Source organism: Paenibacillus albiflavus (assembly GCF_004344915.1).
In the GTDB taxonomy this organism is placed as follows: domain Bacteria; phylum Bacillota; class Bacilli; order Paenibacillales; family NBRC-103111; genus Paenibacillus_AM; species Paenibacillus_AM albiflavus.
On record NZ_SKFG01000004.1, the window covers coordinates 1 to 16,683 of the forward strand.

Consider the following 16,683-nt stretch of genomic DNA (forward strand, 5'->3'; position numbering starts at 1 on the left):
CGGTTAGGCCCCCTTATTCTGGAGTCTACCTTATTAAAAAACCAGTTTGGTTAGCAAAGCTCATTATTTCATCTGTTTACAAGGCTCTGTAGAATTTCGTCCGATCTTCTTGCTCTAAAATCCATTTAGAAAACTTCGCTGGCGGCATGCGCTTCAAACTTCCATGCAATCTACGATTGTTGTAAAAGTCCATATAACGATCCATAGCTTCATAAGCCTGTTCTAGTGTCATAAATATCTCCATGGCAAATAGATTTCGCTCCACCAAACTATGGAATGACTCAATATATGCATTCAAATCAGGGGTTTTCGGAGGAATCCTCTCGTGTACAACGCCCCAAGCTGTACACATATCTTCAAAGAGTGCACTCACGAACTGTGGGCCGTTGTCAGTACGTATGGTTGGCAGCGGCTCGCCGGGTTGTATGCGATCCTGTAGAGCCTTTCCTAAGACTTGAACGGCATGTTTCGCTTCACAAGTTGTGCCAACATAGTAACCAACGATTACACGATCAAATATATCGATGATGCTCAGAATGAAAAAGAAGCGGTTTCTAGCTACTACGCGACCATACTTAATATCCATTTGCCATAGCTGGTTCGAACCTGTAACCATTCGATTCACAGGCAATCTACGTGGATAATTGATTTTCTTCTTGCGTTGCTGCTGAAGAATTTCCAGCTCTTTGCATAAGCGATAACACTTTTTAGGATTCAAACTAAGTCCATATTTGTTCCTAAGGCACTGAGCTAAGCACCTATAACCATAGATGTGCTCTTCGCCCTCTAGGAGCTCCAAGAGCCATTTCTTAATTTGCTCATCGTCTATTTGAACGCCACTAATTGTCAAGGAGTATCCCGGGCAGGGACGGCCTTTACGAGCGGTTTGTTTATGTTCTTTAGGTTGCTTGGCTCGTTTAATTCGTGCGTAATAAGTGGACTCTGCTAACCCTATGATCCTTAGAACAAGTGTGGCTGGATTTCCCTGCTTAATGAAACGATGAGCTATTTCAAATTTTTCAGATAAGCAGGGTTCTGCTTTTTTACTAGTTCACGCAAGATTTCGTTCTCAAGTTCTTTCTCACCTAAGATTTTGATTGCTTTATGATATTTATCCTCAATTTCCTGCAGTCTCTTCAGTTCTTGGATTTGTTCATCTGTGCTTGGAATCTGATCTTCCCCTATTTCATCTTGATAATCTCTAATCCATCCACGGATAGTCTCTGGGTGTAATTCATACTTTCTTCCTAGCACTGCAATCTTAATACCAGATAAAGCCTCCCGCACTACCTTTAATCTGATCTCCTCATACACCTTTTTCGTTCTTCTCATTCGATCATTCCCCCTTGATAAATAGTTTATCTTATTGGCGACTAAGACTCTACGTTATTTAAGGGGCTTAAGAGAATTGTGCAGTCAAATGGCGCGATAGCATCCTTTTGCCCCTGTTAAACCGATTTTGAATGTATATAATACAGTAAAGTTCAACCTGTTGGCACGAATCGCTACTTTTGAATGCACTAAATACATTCAAAGGACTTCTTAGCATAGTCTATTTAATTCCTATAGCATCATATATAAATCAAAATGCAATATATATTTGACATTTTGAAATCAATATCATACATTATTATCAGAAATCTGCGGAAAGGTCCGGGGAGGTTCTGGAATTATGGGATTATTCAAAAAGACAAAGAAGCATGTTGACGAGCGAGTTGTTAGTACACAAAACAAAATTTATAAAGAAGCTTATATCATCGCCATGATCCTCAGCTTCATATCGGCTGTCGTTAAATCCTTTATTTATGGATTTAGCATTCTGCTCATAACAGCAGAATTAGTTATCATGATAGTCCCAGCCTTGTATTACGGGGTTAAATCGGTATATTTGGGCTTATATGCGGATGAGGTTGAACTCCAGACTCGTATTAGCAAATTTCCGATGAGCGGTAAGAAGTTGACCCTTGGATTAGGTGTTGGTGTTGCCATTTCCATCTTCCTCGGCGTTAGAAGTTCAATGATTTATGGTAGCGAATCCAATTATATATGGTATTTTATCATCGTATTTTTCGGTGCTATCATCATTTATATCCCTTGTTTTGCTGGTCTTATGGCCTTGCGGCATGTACTGGCAAAGAAGTTTAGGAAAGAGTAGAAAGTCCAGATAAGCCTGAACACATAAGGGATTGAAGTGGGTGAGGTGATGTTAGGATGAAGAATCTTAAATTAAAAATAGCTCGGGTGGAGAAGGATTTATCGCAGGATGAATTGGCCAAGGCCGTGAGTGTAACCAGGCAAACGATTGGATTAATTGAACTAGGGAAATATAATCCGAGTCTAAGCTTATGTGTGGCAATATGTAAGGCTCTATCCAAAACATTGGATGACCTATTCTGGGAGGAAACTTGATTGAACAACCCTAATGAGCAAGGCAGCTGGCGGAAAGATGTCGCACCTTATGAAAGATCCCATACGAAGCGTAGCGTGTGGCAGATCATTAACACGATAATACCTTATATAATCCTATGGTATGCGGCTTACTTATGCCTTGAAGTCTCCTTCTGGTTGACACTACCGATAGCGATTGTTGCAGGTGGCTTCTTAATCCGAACCTTTATTATTTTTCATGATTGCTGTCATGGCTCATTCTTTAAAAATAGAAAAGCGAACGCGATTGTCGGAACAATCACAGGCATAATGACATTTGTCCCTTTCCAACAGTGGCGGTACACGCATGCGGTGCATCATGCAACGAGCGGGAACTTGGATCATCGCGGAACTGGCGATATCTGGACGATGACGGTTGAAGAGTATTTGTCTGCGTCTACCATGCAACGATTCATCTATCGATTGTATCGCAATCCGATTATTATGTTTGGACTAGGTCCAATTTATATTTTCCTCATTAATTATCGATTTAATCGCAAAGCTGCCAAGCGCAAAGAACGGATTAACACTTACGTTACGAACCTTGGCATTGTAGTTCTGTTAGGAACGCTATGCCTTGTACTTGGTTGGCAGGAGGCGTTGCTTGTACAGGTTCCTATATTTCTAACATCCAGTATCGCTGGTATATGGCTGTTCTATGTGCAGCATAATTTTGAAGAAGGGTATTATGAAGAGGATGGCAACTGGGATCATGCGTCTGCGGCGCTTCAAGGCAGTTCCTTCTACAGTCTACCTCGATTCTTGCACTGGATTACGGGGAATATCGGCTATCATCATATCCATCATTTGAGTCCACGTGTGCCTAACTATTATCTGGAAAAAGTGCATAACACAAATGCTAAGTTACGAGAGGTCCAGACGATCACGTTAAAAACAAGTCTGAAGTCACTTAAATTTAGAATTTGGGATACGAAAGTCAAGAGGTTTATATCCTTCAAGGACATTAAACGCTACACTCCTAAACGAGAAAGCTAAAATATAATGCTGCCTATAGAGCGATTACATACATCGTTCTAGGCAGCATTCGTTATTTATGTACAAGTCACTTAAATTTACCACTTAGGATGATCTAGCTAAAGTGAACTATTTCGTTGACAAAGTCTATGTTAGGTATATAATTAAATTTGTAATTGATAATGATTATCATTGTATTCGACAGACAGATAAAATGGTCATTTAGTGCAATTTTTTTAATCATATTTTTAATCATATATGGAACAATCACAATCATTCTCGTCACAATCCAACAAGTCTGATTTGGGTGACAGGAAGGGATGTATATGAAATGATTCGTCAAATTCTGGATTATCTGCATCAGGGAAATGATTTCTCGAACAAAGCGATTCAACGAAGTTTAGGTATCAGTGAATTTATGGCGGAGAATTATAAGAACCAGCTGATTAAAGGCGGTTATATAAATAAAGTTGATGATACGGCCTGTGAAACGAAGAAATGTTCTTCAAAGTTATGCGGCGGTTGTTCTTCTAGCGATATAGGCTTGATACATTGGGAATTGACGGATAAGGGCAAGAAGGCGTTGCTTGCTCGTTAACAATAGGAGGAATTGAGATGAAAGATCTAACATCAGCAACCATCGGATCCAAAGTTGTTGTTAAAGATTTAGCCAAAGAAAGCTCGTATCGCAAAAGATTATTAGATATGGGCGTTACTCCTGGCGTAACGATGCAAATTATCGGCAAAGCACCATTGGGTGATCCTATTGAGGTCGCAGTTAGAGGATATAAGCTAGTGCTTCGCAAAAGTGAGGCTAGTGCGATTCTGCTATAGCAACAAGACAAGAAGAGGTGACGTATGAGTAGTATTGCTTTAGCTGGCAATCCTAACTGCGGAAAGACGACTCTATTCAACGCCTTTACAAATGCCAAACAGCATGTTGGCAATTGGCCTGGGGTTACGGTTGAGAAGAAGGAAGGCGTAGTTAGCTTTCAAGGGAATAAATATGTGCTTGTCGATCTGCCTGGTACGTACAGCTTGGGTGCGTATTCCGAGGATGAGATCGTAGCAAGAGACTATATTATTAAAGAGAATCCTAGTGTTGTTATCAATGTAGTGGATGCATCCAATATCGAACGTAACCTGTATTTGACGATCCAAATGATTGAAATGGGTGCGAATGTTGTCATTGCCCTGAACATGATTGATGAAGCGAAACAGAAAAATATTGAAATTGATATAAAGGCTCTGTCGGAAGCGCTCGGAGTGCCTGTAATTCCCACAGTCGCTTCTAAGGCCGAAGGGCTCAGCGAATTGATTAAGACGGCTGTTAGCGTATACGATAAGCCGAATACAATCAATGTTCTAAATTACGGAAATGAGTTAAATCAGCTAATTAGCAATGTGCAAAGCTTATTGAGTCCGTATAACCCTAAGCTTGAATATCCGATTGAGTGGATCGCGGTAAAGCTGATTGAGAATGACGCTTATATAAGCAAAGCTATTCAAGATCAAGTCGATCCACAGATTCTTCAGCAGATACAGGAATTAATAGATGCTTATACAGAGGAAGTCGGCTTTGAACCCGAAATCTCTCTAGTGGATCGAAGATATACCCATATTACAGATTTGCTCCAGAATTGCATGCAAAAGCCTGAGCTCACTATGGATACGACATCGGACAAGATCGATCGGATTGTTACAAACAAGTATTTTGGGATACCAATCTTTGCTGCGATCATGTTCCTGCTCTATGAATTAACCTTCATTGTTGGAGCGGGTATGCAGGATAAGCTCAGTGAATGGTTTGATCTTGGCGGCCAATGGCTTAGTGGACAACTAGAGGATATGGGGGCTAATTCCTTCCTTGTCGGCTTCCTTAATGATGGTATTATCGGTGGTGTCGGTGCAGTCCTGACATTCGTTCCACTCATTGCGGTAATGTATTTCTTGATCGGTCTGCTAGAGGACAGCGGTTATATGGCAAGAGCGGCGTATGTCATGGATCGTTTGATGCGTGCTTTAGGCTTACATGGCAAAACGTTCGTTTCTATGATCATCTCAACGGGCTGTAATGTTCCAGGGATTATGTCAACTCGAACACTCGATAGCAAGAAAGATCGTATGGTTGCCATCCTGGTTAACCCTTTTATCTCTTGTGGCGCAAGGCTGCCAATTTATGTTGTGTTCGTCGCAGCGTTTTTTAGTGCTTATCAGGGACTCATCCTATTCTCACTCTATGCGTTAGGAATTGTCGTTGCGCTGTTGTTTGGGAAGTTGTTCTCTTCGACTATATTCAAGGGAGAAGTATCGTACTTCGTGATGGAACTGCCACCGTATCGACTCCCATCGCTCAAGAACGTACTGTTGCTGATGTGGGAGAAGGCAAGCTCTTTTATCAAAAAAGCAGGGAGAGTCATTCTTCCGTTCGTTATCATTCTGTGGGTGCTATCAATCTTCCCGCTAAGTGCAGAGCAGTATAGTGACCAGACCATCCTCGGACGAATTGGTGGATTTGTAGCGCCAATCTTCGATCCCGCTGGATTTGGCACATGGCAGGCATCTATCAGTCTAGTTTGTGGAATCATTGCGAAGGAAACTACGGTAGCTGTTATGGGGATGGCTTACTCAGGGGTTGGAGAGGGGACGGATCTTGTTTCTGCGATTCAACAAGTGTTTACACCGCTCTCGGCAATGGCCTTCATGGTGATGTCATTACTGTATACACCTTGTGTTGCAACGCTTGCAATCATTCGCAAAGAAACAAATTCGTGGAAATGGACAATCTTTTCTGCGACTTATACATTTGTAGTTGGTTATACAGCAGCGATTCTAGTCTATCAGATAGGTGGATTGCTAGGATTTTCATAGGGATAAAAATAGAAGAGCTATTTCATAGGAACTTGAGATTCCTGTGAAATAGCTCTTTTGTTCGTTATAACGCTACTTACTCCGTTTCATATATCCTGATAGGAAGTTCAGGATCGTGTATAACGTCATTCGCACCGTTGCGCGGCGAGGGTCTTGCATAGGATCCACACATACAATGTCAAAGCCCTGCACCTTCGGATGCTGACCTAACAGATAGACGGCCTCATATAGCTGCCACGAGGTCATGCCTGCTGGCACCATCGCAGGTACGCCTGGAGCGAAGGCTTGATCGAGCACATCCATATCTATGGTGACATAAATCGCATCAGTCCCGTCTCCAGCAATCTGAAGCGCTTGCTCGACCAGTGTCTCGATCCCTCGCAGATGGACCTCTCTTGCTGTGAACTGGGTAATGCCCTTAGACACCGCGTAATCGCGATAAGGCTTGGAGTTAGCAAAGCTATGGATGCCGATTTGTGCGATATGCTTGCCTTCGACCGTGCCTGACTCGATTAAACCGCGAATCGGCGTCCCGTTCGAAGGACCTCCATATGCCAAGCTGCGAACATCCATATGGGAATCGATCTGTACGATCCCGACTTTGCTGTTCACCCGCTTACGGAATGCTTTGACCGATGGGCAAGTAATGGAGTGATCCCCGCCTGCTATGATCGGGAACACATGCGGCATCGCTTCATATAGATTGGTTAGCCCTTGCTCGATATTGGAGTGGCACTTCAGCAAATCTGTAATATGCATCTGGATATCACCGAGATCCTTCGCTGCCAGCTCCTGCAGATCTACATCATGATCGATGTTATAAGTCGTTACATTGGGAAACAGCTCCCGTAAGGCATTCGGCGTCATGGATGCACCTGAGACGCTAATGGAAGTTTTGGATAAGGGAATACCGATAAATCCAATGTCGATAGGCTCGATACCATCCCAAGCTGTAAGCCAATGTGCGACTTTTGTATCGTAAGGATCGCCCAATTTAGAGCTGCGAATGATTTCGGGTGGGTTAAGTAAATCAATGCGCTTCATGAAGACGCCTCCTACAGGGTGGGGTATGCCAGTTGCCCGTTACTAACAACGACTTGCCCTTGTTTGATAACGGTATGTACATGATTGATGCCAAAATGATACGGCAGATACGCCAAGTTAGTTGCGTTGTAGAGAACGATATCGGCATATTTGCCGACTTCGAGACTGCCGATTGTATCTGCTCTGCCAATTGCGTGAGCTGCATTGATCGTAATAGCTGTTATCACCTCTTCAGGTGATAGCAATAGATTCAGACAGCCAAGGGTCATGACAAGCTGGATGGATTCTGTCGGTGAGCTGCCAGGGTTATAGTCAGTCGATAGCGCAACTGGGACGCCCATATCGATCATCGACCGAGCTCTGGCATGCTCTTTGAGCCGCAAATTGAAGGAAGTAGCAGGGAGGCAGACGGCAATAACGCCTGCTTGCTGCATTGCTGCTATCCCTTCATCCGATGCGGCAATAAGATGCTCGGCGGAAATACAGCCGAGTTCACCCGCAAGCTCAGCGCCGCCCATCGGTACGATTTCGTCCGCATGGATTTTGAGACCGAAGCCTAGCTCTCTTGCGGCATGGAGAATTTGGCGGGACTGTTCGACACTGAACACGCCATGCTCGCAGAATACATCACAGAATTCAGCTAGGCCAAGGCGTTTCACCTCGGGCAGCATTTCATGAATAACCAGCTCAACATAAGCAGAAGGATCCTGCTTATATTCCTCAGGGATCATATGAGCGCCCATGAAGGTCGAGACTAAATCGACAGGATGCGATTGGTTCAACCGCTGAGTAACCCGAAGCTGCTTCAGTTCATCCTTCATTGTGAGCCCATAGCCACTTTTGGCTTCGACTGTTGTTGCACCTTGCAGCAGCATCGTATTGAGACTTGTGAGAGCTTTAGCATACAATTTCTCTTCTGTTGCTAGTCTGGTCGCACGAACGGTACTTAGAATGCCGCCGCCTTGTGCGAGAATTTCCAAATACGTAGCCCCTTTAAGCTTTAGCGGCAATTCATGCTCGCGGGATCCCCCATGCACCAAATGAGTATGCGGATCAACAAGTCCTGGTGTGACAAGCTTGCCTTCTGCATCGATTTGTTTCAGGATAGGTAATCCTGTGATAACCGCACGAACTTCTTCCTCCGTTCCAACTGCCACGATCTTGCCATCTAGCACCGCAATAGCAGCATTATGAATTTCGCCAACTTGGGACATGTCCTCTTTGGTGCGGGGAAGGGCACTTCCCTGCATCGTAATAAGGACACCGATATTGTATAGAAGTAAATCGATTCGATTCATATTCATTTTAAATGCCTAACATGGGAATCCGAACCCCACGTTCCTTTGCTGTTTCAATCGCAAGCTCATAGCCCGCATCTACATGTCGAACCACACCCATACCTGGGTCAGTTGTCAGGACACGTTCAAGCCGTTCTTCCGCGTCTTTAGAACCGTCAGCAACTACAACCATGCCAGCGTGAATCGAATAGCCCATACCTACGCCGCCGCCGTGATGAACGGATACCCAGCTCGCACCAGCCGCCGTATTCACAAGTGCGTTCAGGATTGGCCAATCCGCAACGACATCGCTGCCATCCTTCATCGCTTCTGTTTCACGGTTCGGTGAGGCGACTGAGCCTGCATCCAGATGGTCACGACCGATCACGATTGGCGCGGATAGCTCGCCGGAAGCAACCATATCGTTAATGATTTTGCCAAAACGAGCGCGTTCCCCATACCCTAGCCAGCAGATCCGAGCAGGCAGTCCTTGGAATGCAATTCGTTCGCGCGCCATCTCGATCCATTTGCATAGATGCTTGTTATGAGCGAATTCTCTCAGTATCACTTCATCTGTTTTGTAAATATCCTCCGGATCGCCAGATAGAGCTACCCAGCGGAAAGGACCTTTGCCTTCGCAGAATTGCGGGCGAATATAGGCAGGGACAAAGCCAGGGAATGCGAAAGCATCTTTCACGCCGCTATCGTATGCAACCTGACGAATGTTATTGCCATAGTCAAAAGCAATCGCGCCTTGCTTCATCATCTCAAGCATGGCTTCCACATGGACAGCCATGCTTGCTTTGGACTGACGCACATATGCTTGCGGGTCCGATTGACGGAGTGCAGCGCCTTCTTCTAATGAAACCCCTACTGGCAGATATCCGTTCAGTGGATCATGCGCTGAGGTTTGGTCCGTGATAATATCCGGAATGAAGCCCCGCGCAATCATCTGCGGCAGAACTTCAGCGGCATTGCCAACTAATGCGATGGATAAGGCTTTGCCAGCAGCTTTGGCATCTTGCGCTAGCAGGATCCCTTCATCGAGCGTTTCCACAACAACGTCGCAATAGCGTGTGTCGATTCTTTTTTGAATGCGCGTGCGGTCGACATCAATGCCGATGACAACCCCATCGTTCATCGTGACAGCTAATGGCTGCGCTCCGCCCATACCGCCTAGTCCCGCTGTTACGGTAATGGTTCCCTTGAGTGTACCGTTAAAATGCTGTCTAGCGCACTCCGCGAATGTCTCATACGTGCCTTGCACAATCCCTTGGCTGCCGATATAGATCCAGCTTCCTGCCGTCATTTGACCATACATCATGAGACCTTTGCGATCTAATTCGTGGAATGTTTCCCAATTCGCATAGGCAGGCACAATGTTGGAGTTCGCTAGCAGAACACGGGGTGCATGCTTATGCGTGCGCATGACGGATACGGGTTTGCCTGATTGAATGAGCAGTGTCTCATTTTCTTCTAGCTGCTTAAGCTCCCTGATAATTGCGTGATAGCTGTCCCAGTTGCGTGCTGCTTTGCCAATACCCCCGTACACAACAAGCTTATCGGGGTACTCGGCTACCTCAGGGTCCAGATTGTTCATCAGCATGCGAAGCGCGGCCTCTTGTACCCAGCCTTTGGTGTTCAGGGTCGTTCCACGTGGGGCTCGGATCTCCGTTTGTTTAGTTGTTGTCATGATCGATTGCCTCCCTAATTTATTGAAGATTAATGATCGAGCTAAGCTCGTTAAGCACGTTAGAATCCTTCATCATGTTGGCAATTGTGGCAAAATCAGTAGACAATACGCGATCTTCCGTAACTTGTGCAACATGCTGGCGGCAACGGTTGTAGACCCAGCTAGTGCCTATGCCTAGTAGACTAGGATCGCGGAAATCGATGGCTTGCGCAGCGCATAGCAGTTCAATGGCAAGCACATGGTAGGCGTTATCGACAATTTGGGCAGCTTTGCGAGCGCCGATCGTTCCCATGCTTACATGATCCTCTTGGTTAGCTGAGGATGGGATGGAGTCTACACTAGCGGGATGTGCTAATGATTTGTTCTCAGATACAAGTGCAGCAGCAGCATATTGGGCGATCATAAATCCTGATTGAACGCCGCCATCTTTTACTAGGAAAGCAGGCAGCTTCTCGTTTAGCTGTGGATTTACAAGTCGTTCAACTCGCCGTTCAGAGATGTTTGCATACTCAGACATCGCAATAGACATGAAGTCCATGCTAAGCGCAATCGGCTGACCGTGGAAATTGCCGCCTGAAATAACGCGATCCTTATCGGCAAATATAATGGGGTTATCGGTTACCGAATTGATCTCAATCTCGAGCTTTTCGGCGATGTAAGCTAGCGCATCACGGCTTGCTCCATGAACCTGCGGCAAGCAACGGAGGGAGTAGGCATCCTGCACACGCACTTCGCCTTGTCTGGTGATAAGCTTACTTCCTTGGGTTAATTGTATGAGATTATTCGCGACGACTTGCTGATATTTATGCGGACGAAGCTCATGTGTCTCAGGGTCGAATGCATCCCGAACGCCTAATAACGCTTCATACGTAAGCGCTCCGATGCAATCAGCCCACTTGGATAAATTCAGTGCATCCCAGCATGCGATTGATCCAATAGCCGTCATGACTTGTGTGCCATTGATCAAGGCAAGACCTTCTTTGGCTTCAAGCGCTATCGGTTTAATACCCGCAAGCGTCATCGCTTCCAAGCCGCCCATACGCTTACCTTCGTAGTAAGCTTCGCCTTCACCCATGATGACAAGTGCAAAATGGGATAATGGAGCTAAATCTCCGCTAGCGCCTAGCGATCCTTTTTCAGGAATGACCGGAATGACGTTCTGATTGAGCATCGCTGTAATGGTTTCAAGCAATTCAAGTCGAATGCCTGAATTGCCGCGTGAGAGTGCGTTCAGTCGAAGCAGCATAATGGCTCTTACAACTTCCTCTGACAATGGTGCGCCAACTCCGCAGGCATGGCTGCGAATAAGATTGACTTGCAATGCCTTCGTATCGTCATTCGAAATATACGTATCGCTGAACTTGCCAAAGCCTGTCGTTAAGCCATACACAACCTTTTTGTCTTGAAGCAGCTTGTTGACATAATCTCGGCTGCGGATAACTTGCGCTTTGCTTGCTTCTGTTAACTCTACTTGGCATTTATGGCGTGCGACCTTGATGACATCCCGTAAAGTTAGCGATACGCCGTCAAGCTTCATTACGGCTCCTTCGGTATGTGTGTGTTGCATGCTGATCATCCTCCTTGGATAAATACAAAGAGGCCAATACCAAAGAAAGGTATTGACCCCTAAACAACTAAAAGACTATGGTCGTCTAAATATTCAAATATGGTTATAACCGAATCCGAGCGTATCATGCTCAAATCCTTTTTTGGGTGCGCCTATGGATCCAAATACACATACACTGATCCACTCACCGTCATGTCCTGGTCGATCGACTGTGCCTCTGACGATGGCAAAGGTTAATCCTACCGTCCGCAGAATCTCGCCGAATTGAATCGTTCCTCGGCCAATGCCTTGTATGGCTTCAATTGTAGCATGATAGAGTGCATGAGCTTCACGATAGTGCCCCTCATCTATTATATGCTTCGATTTCGCTGCGGTCTCAATTGCTGCGACAACTTTGACAATATCCATTGAGCCAACCTTGCCGATTGTGTAACGATAACCTCTTGTTTTCAGCTCATCCTCGACTTCCTTGCCCCAGCTGTCATTGTGCAGCATAGCAAGTAAACAGGTTAATTTGCCCAGTGAGAACGAATTCATGTCGATGCTAATCATTCCTCTCCGCTACCTGAGCTTATCTTGTATTTCAAGTAAAGGTCATGTCTAAACTGGTACAACGCTATACGTTATAGCCAGGTTCTATTTATCACTAAAATGAAACCGTTTCCTCGATTATTCTAAGTGTAAGTCTCGAAGAAGATTATTGTCAAATTAATTTAATTATTAAGTTAATTTCGGTCAAGAATAGGGTTGTATCATACAAGAAAAGGACCCTCTAATCGAAGGTCCTTCTCTCAAATCTAGTATTACTGATATCCCCAAATCATCGTCAATAGTGTACCAAATACGGTAGCAAGCGCCACGAATAATGCATAGCCAATATTGATATAGAGTGAACTTTTGGTTTCACCATGCTCGTTAATGTGCATGAACATGAATAGCTGAACACCAGCTTGGATTGTCGCACACACGAGCAGGATAGTCATGCCAACTGCAAAGCTAATTCCATCTAGCAGTACAGAGAGAGCAACAACGGTCAAGACAAGTGAGAAAATGTAGCCCATCACATGACGAATCGGAAATAGTTTCTTGACCATTTTACATCAGTCCTTTCAGATAGACGAAGCTGAAGATGAAAATCCAGACAACGTCTAAGAAGTGCCAGTAAAGGGAGAAGATAAACGACTTATTAGCTGTATGCTCGTTGAGTCCATGCTTTTTAATTTGAAGCATAATGCCAGTACCCCATAGGAAACCGAAGGTAACGTGCGCTCCGTGAGTTCCTAGTAGAACGAATAAGCTAGAAATAAAGGCACTTGTTGATAGAGTAGCATGATCATGATAGATATAAGTGACGAATTCATTGATTTCTACACCAAGGAATACAAGCCCTAGCAGTAAGGTAATACCGAAGAAGACCATCATCGGTTTCTTCAAACCTAGACGCATGCTATGAATGGCAAGACCACAAGTAAAGCTGCTTGTAAGCAGGACGAAGGTCTCGACAAGCACAGGACTGAGTATAAAAATATCTTTGGCTGTTGGACCATCACCAGTGCCTTGCCAAAGCGTTAGATAGACGGCAAATAAAGTTGCGAATAAGACAATTTCAGCTCCGAGGAATAACCAGAATCCGAAGATACGGTTGCTATTCTCCTCTGTCCGGTACTCTAGCGGCAGTGAGTTATCTATTTTCATTTGGATTCACCCCGCAATTTTTTTTCGGTTTGTTCAATCTCTTTCACAGGTATGATAAACCCATGATCGTTCTCGAATGAACGGTAAGCTAACATGAATAGGATGCCAAGTCCGAATATAACAGACGGAATCCACCAGCTAAATACCATGCAGAATCCAAAGAAGAAGAAGAGGATGCCGAGAATAACGGGCCCGCCACTACTATTCGGAAGATGGATTGGTTCAAGCTTGCCTGTGAATAAAGGTTGCTTATCCTTTTTCCAATACCAGAAAGCATCAAGTGACTTAACATCAGGAATTTCGGCAAAATTATATTCAGGAACAGGGCTATGCGTTGCCCACTCGAGTGTACGTGCATCCCAAGGATCACCTGTAGTATCGCGTGGCTCATAGCGGAAGCTCCAGTAAATGTTATAAACAAGAAGAGCGAAACCAATTGCTAGACCAACTGCACCAATGGATGCAATCAGATTCAGCGGTCCAAAACCAGTAGCTTCTGAATATACATACATACGACGTCTCATACCGTTAAGTCCTAAGAAGAATAATGGCATGAACGTAACATTAAAGGAAATGATGATAAACCAGAAGCTTAGTTTACCGCGACGTTCGTTAAGTCTGAAACCGAACATTTTTGGGAACCAGTAGTGCATACCTGCTAGAACACCAAATACGGTACCAGGAATGAGTACATAGTGGAAATGCGCAACTAGGAACATCGTATTGTGATATTGATAGTCAGCACTTGCCATTGCTAGCATAACACCTGTTACCCCACCGATTGTAAAGATCGGAATGAATGCCAGGGCATAAAGCATCGGGGTCGTAAATTGAATTCGTCCCTTATGGAGCGTTAAGAGCCAGTTAAATATCTTAACCCCCGTAGGTACGGCAATTGCCATCGTTGTAATTGAGAATATACTGTTAACCATAACGCCGTGACCCATTGTGTAAAAATGGTGAGCCCAAACGACGAAGGATAGACCTGAAATAGCAACCATACTGATAACCATAGATTTATAGCCATATAGGTTTTTCCTGGAGAAAGTCGAGATAATCTCGCTGTAAATACCGAAAGCTGGAAGTACAACGATATAAACCTCAGGATGTCCCCATACCCAGAATAAGTTTGCCCATAGCATGTCCATACCGCCGCTAGCCATTGTGAAGAATTGGCTGCCGAATAAACGGTCAAACATCATTAGTGCTAGTGCAACTGTCAGAACTGGGAATGCAAACATGATGATAACCGATGTAATCAGGGTTGACCAAGTAAACATCGGCATCCGCATAAGCTTCATTCCTGGTGCGCGCATTCTAAGAATGGTAACAACGAAGTTAATCCCCGTCATCAGCGTACCAAGACCTGCAATCTGTATGGCAAGTGAGTAATAATTCATTCCGACAGTTGGACTAAATTCATTACTTGCTAGTGGGAAATAGGCTGTCCAACCAGCATCTGGAGATCCTCCAATGACGAATGAGATGTTAAATAGCATAGCACCAGCTGCAAACAGCCAGAAGCTAATCGCGTTCAATCTTGGGAAAGCTACGTCGCGAGCTCCGATTTGCAAAGGAACAACGACGTTCATAAGTCCGATAATGAATGGCATAGCCATGAACAGAATCATGATAACACCATGCGTTGTAAAAACTTCATTATAATGCTGTGCATCTAGGAATTTCATATCGGGAGCTGCAAGCTGAGTTCGCATCATTAGACCGTCAACGCCACCACGGAAAAGCATAATCAGTGCGGATATGATATACATAATACCGATACGCTTATGATCGACGGTTGTCAACCATTCCCTCCATAAATATCCCCATTTTTTGAAATAGGTCAAGCCGATGATGATCGCAAGTGTAGCGACGACAATACTAACCATCGCCCCGTAAATCAGTGGATCGCCAGTAACAAAAAAACCATCGTGGTTCATACAGGTACTTCTCCTTTCTAGTTGTTTCTACTTATTGCTAGTTGAATGGTCTGTATGATTCATATCTTTCATGTCTTTCATATCGTGCATATCATGATCTGAATCTGAATCTGATCCGCCATGATTGTGTCCAGCATTGGCACCTTCAGGTGCGGGTCTGAAGTCCAGATGTGTTGAGGAATATGTCTTACGACCGACATGATCGGTATCGAGTAAGGTCTGGAATTCACTCTCAGTCAACTTAGGTTCTTTGGCTTTTACTGCTTGAACCCATTTGTCATAAGCTTCTGTAGACATTGTCTCGACATCAAACTCCATTTGTGCAAAGCCTTTACCACTAAAGTTGGCGTTCGTACCTAGGAATGTGCCTTCATGTTCTGCTGCAAGGTGCAGCGTATTCACCATATCGCTCATCGCATATTTCTGTCCTGCAAGCTGCGGTACCCAGAAGCTCGTAATTGGGCCAAAAGAGTACAGGCGGAACTCAATTGGACGATGAGTAGGAATGTTAACGTAATTCACAGTTTCGATTCCTTCTTCAGGATAGCTAAAATGCCACTTCCAGTTAGAGGAAGATGCATAAATGACAACAGGCTTTTCATTCTCATAGCCCGCTGGAGGTTGTTCAATTGCGCTCGTAGAACGAACGGTAACGACAGATAGAATAATAACGATAATGACTGGAATAGCTGTCCAAGTGAATTCTAGCCATTTGCTTCCCTCAACATGAGGTGGTTCATAGTCTTTATTCGCTTTGGTTGCACGATATTTGACGAGCATCGTAACAAATAGAATATAAACTACTAGTAGGATAACGGCCATAAGGATCGTAGAAAAATTAATGACATTTGCCTGTATCTTAGCCACAGGTCCTTTAGGGTCAAGGACTGCAGACCCTTCACAGCCTGATAACAGTAATACAAGCGATAGAAGAACGACAAATAATGAACTTCCCTTTTTCACGTAAGGAACCCCTTTCTCTTCGATGTTTTAGTTATGTGTTGTGGTACAGGTTGCCTGTAAAACTATGAAAATTACAAACGAAAATGAATTGGTCAAATAACCCAAAAATGCATATTATTTACACAATCCATTAAAGGCAAAAATATTTTCATCATCTATCATATCACGAAATGATTCAATGATAAATGATATTGATCACTTTTTTTTAATCTGATAAATTCTAATAATACT

General features: G+C 44.2%; 17 protein-coding genes. 6 read left to right on the forward strand and 11 right to left on the reverse strand.

The genetic code is table 11. The features are described from left to right. Positions 1–76: 76 nt before the first annotated feature. Together E0485_RS06395 and E0485_RS06400 are read right to left on the reverse strand one after the other, a co-directional pair. The gene (locus tag E0485_RS06395; RefSeq protein ID WP_132417162.1) at positions 77–1,009 is read right to left on the reverse strand and encodes an IS3 family transposase; all 933 of its coding nucleotides are present in this window, start codon (positions 1,007–1,009) and stop codon (positions 77–79) included. Beyond that, positions 1,006–1,332: a helix-turn-helix domain-containing protein gene (locus tag E0485_RS06400; RefSeq protein ID WP_132417163.1), complete on the reverse strand. Its 327-nt coding sequence runs from the start codon at positions 1,330–1,332 to the stop codon at positions 1,006–1,008. The genes E0485_RS06395 and E0485_RS06400 overlap by 4 nt, the downstream gene beginning before the upstream one ends. A 340-nt stretch (positions 1,333–1,672) precedes the next feature. Between E0485_RS06400 and E0485_RS06405 the strand changes: the two genes are divergently transcribed. The 6 genes from E0485_RS06405 to feoB all read left to right on the forward strand — a co-directional run bounded on the left by E0485_RS06405 (position 1,673) and on the right by feoB (position 6,273). Continuing rightward, complete coding sequence (locus E0485_RS06405) at positions 1,673–2,155, forward strand: DUF6773 family protein (RefSeq protein ID WP_132417164.1); 483 nt, start codon at positions 1,673–1,675, stop codon at positions 2,153–2,155. Positions 2,156–2,211: 56 nt separating this feature from the next. After that, positions 2,212–2,409 (forward strand): helix-turn-helix transcriptional regulator, encoded by a 198-nt coding sequence (locus tag E0485_RS06410; protein WP_132417165.1) that lies wholly within the window; start codon positions 2,212–2,214, stop codon positions 2,407–2,409. Beyond that, positions 2,410–3,423, forward strand: coding sequence for a fatty acid desaturase (locus E0485_RS06415; RefSeq protein WP_132417166.1), 1,014 nt, complete (start codon positions 2,410–2,412; stop codon positions 3,421–3,423). A 310-nt stretch (positions 3,424–3,733) separates the two neighbouring features. Beyond that, the gene (locus tag E0485_RS06420) at positions 3,734–4,000 is read left to right on the forward strand and encodes a helix-turn-helix domain-containing protein (RefSeq protein ID WP_132417167.1); all 267 of its coding nucleotides are present in this window, start codon (positions 3,734–3,736) and stop codon (positions 3,998–4,000) included. Positions 4,001–4,017: 17 nt separating this feature from the next. Continuing rightward, positions 4,018–4,236, forward strand: a complete 219-nt coding sequence (locus E0485_RS06425) for a FeoA family protein (protein WP_132417168.1) — start codon at positions 4,018–4,020, stop codon at positions 4,234–4,236. Positions 4,237–4,260: 24 nt separating this feature from the next. Next, positions 4,261–6,273, forward strand: coding sequence for a ferrous iron transport protein B (gene feoB / locus E0485_RS06430; protein ID WP_132417169.1), 2,013 nt, complete (start codon positions 4,261–4,263; stop codon positions 6,271–6,273). Positions 6,274–6,345: 72 nt separating this feature from the next. Here feoB and E0485_RS06435 read toward each other — a convergent pair whose 3' ends face one another. The 9 genes from E0485_RS06435 to qoxA form a co-directional block, all read right to left on the reverse strand. After that, the gene (locus E0485_RS06435) at positions 6,346–7,317 is read right to left on the reverse strand and encodes an agmatinase family protein (RefSeq protein WP_132417170.1); all 972 of its coding nucleotides are present in this window, start codon (positions 7,315–7,317) and stop codon (positions 6,346–6,348) included. Positions 7,318–7,328: 11 nt separating this feature from the next. Further along, positions 7,329–8,615: an imidazolonepropionase gene (gene hutI, locus E0485_RS06440; protein ID WP_132417401.1), complete on the reverse strand. Its 1,287-nt coding sequence runs from the start codon at positions 8,613–8,615 to the stop codon at positions 7,329–7,331. 7 nt (positions 8,616–8,622) lie between these two features. Next, positions 8,623–10,287 (reverse strand): urocanate hydratase, encoded by a 1,665-nt coding sequence (gene hutU, locus E0485_RS06445; RefSeq protein WP_132417171.1) that lies wholly within the window; start codon positions 10,285–10,287, stop codon positions 8,623–8,625. Positions 10,288–10,306: 19 nt separating this feature from the next. Further along, positions 10,307–11,854 (reverse strand): histidine ammonia-lyase, encoded by a 1,548-nt coding sequence (gene hutH / locus E0485_RS06450; protein ID WP_207910934.1) that lies wholly within the window; start codon positions 11,852–11,854, stop codon positions 10,307–10,309. 93 nt (positions 11,855–11,947) lie between these two features. After that, complete coding sequence (gene hutP, locus E0485_RS06455) at positions 11,948–12,406, reverse strand: hut operon transcriptional regulator HutP (protein WP_328591271.1); 459 nt, start codon at positions 12,404–12,406, stop codon at positions 11,948–11,950. Positions 12,407–12,657: 251 nt separating this feature from the next. After that, positions 12,658–12,948 (reverse strand): cytochrome aa3 quinol oxidase subunit IV, encoded by a 291-nt coding sequence (qoxD, locus tag E0485_RS06460; protein ID WP_132417172.1) that lies wholly within the window; start codon positions 12,946–12,948, stop codon positions 12,658–12,660. Between the two features lies 1 nt (position 12,949). After that, complete coding sequence (locus E0485_RS06465; RefSeq protein WP_132417173.1) at positions 12,950–13,549, reverse strand: cytochrome c oxidase subunit 3; 600 nt, start codon at positions 13,547–13,549, stop codon at positions 12,950–12,952. After that, entirely contained in the window at positions 13,546–15,489 is a 1,944-nt protein-coding gene (gene qoxB / locus E0485_RS06470) for a cytochrome aa3 quinol oxidase subunit I (protein ID WP_132417174.1), read from the reverse strand. Before qoxB ends, E0485_RS06465 begins: the two co-directional genes overlap by 4 nt. 27 nt (positions 15,490–15,516) lie before the next feature. After that, positions 15,517–16,452 (reverse strand): cytochrome aa3 quinol oxidase subunit II, encoded by a 936-nt coding sequence (gene qoxA, locus E0485_RS06475; protein WP_132417175.1) that lies wholly within the window; start codon positions 16,450–16,452, stop codon positions 15,517–15,519. Positions 16,453–16,683: the final 231 nt, after the last annotated feature.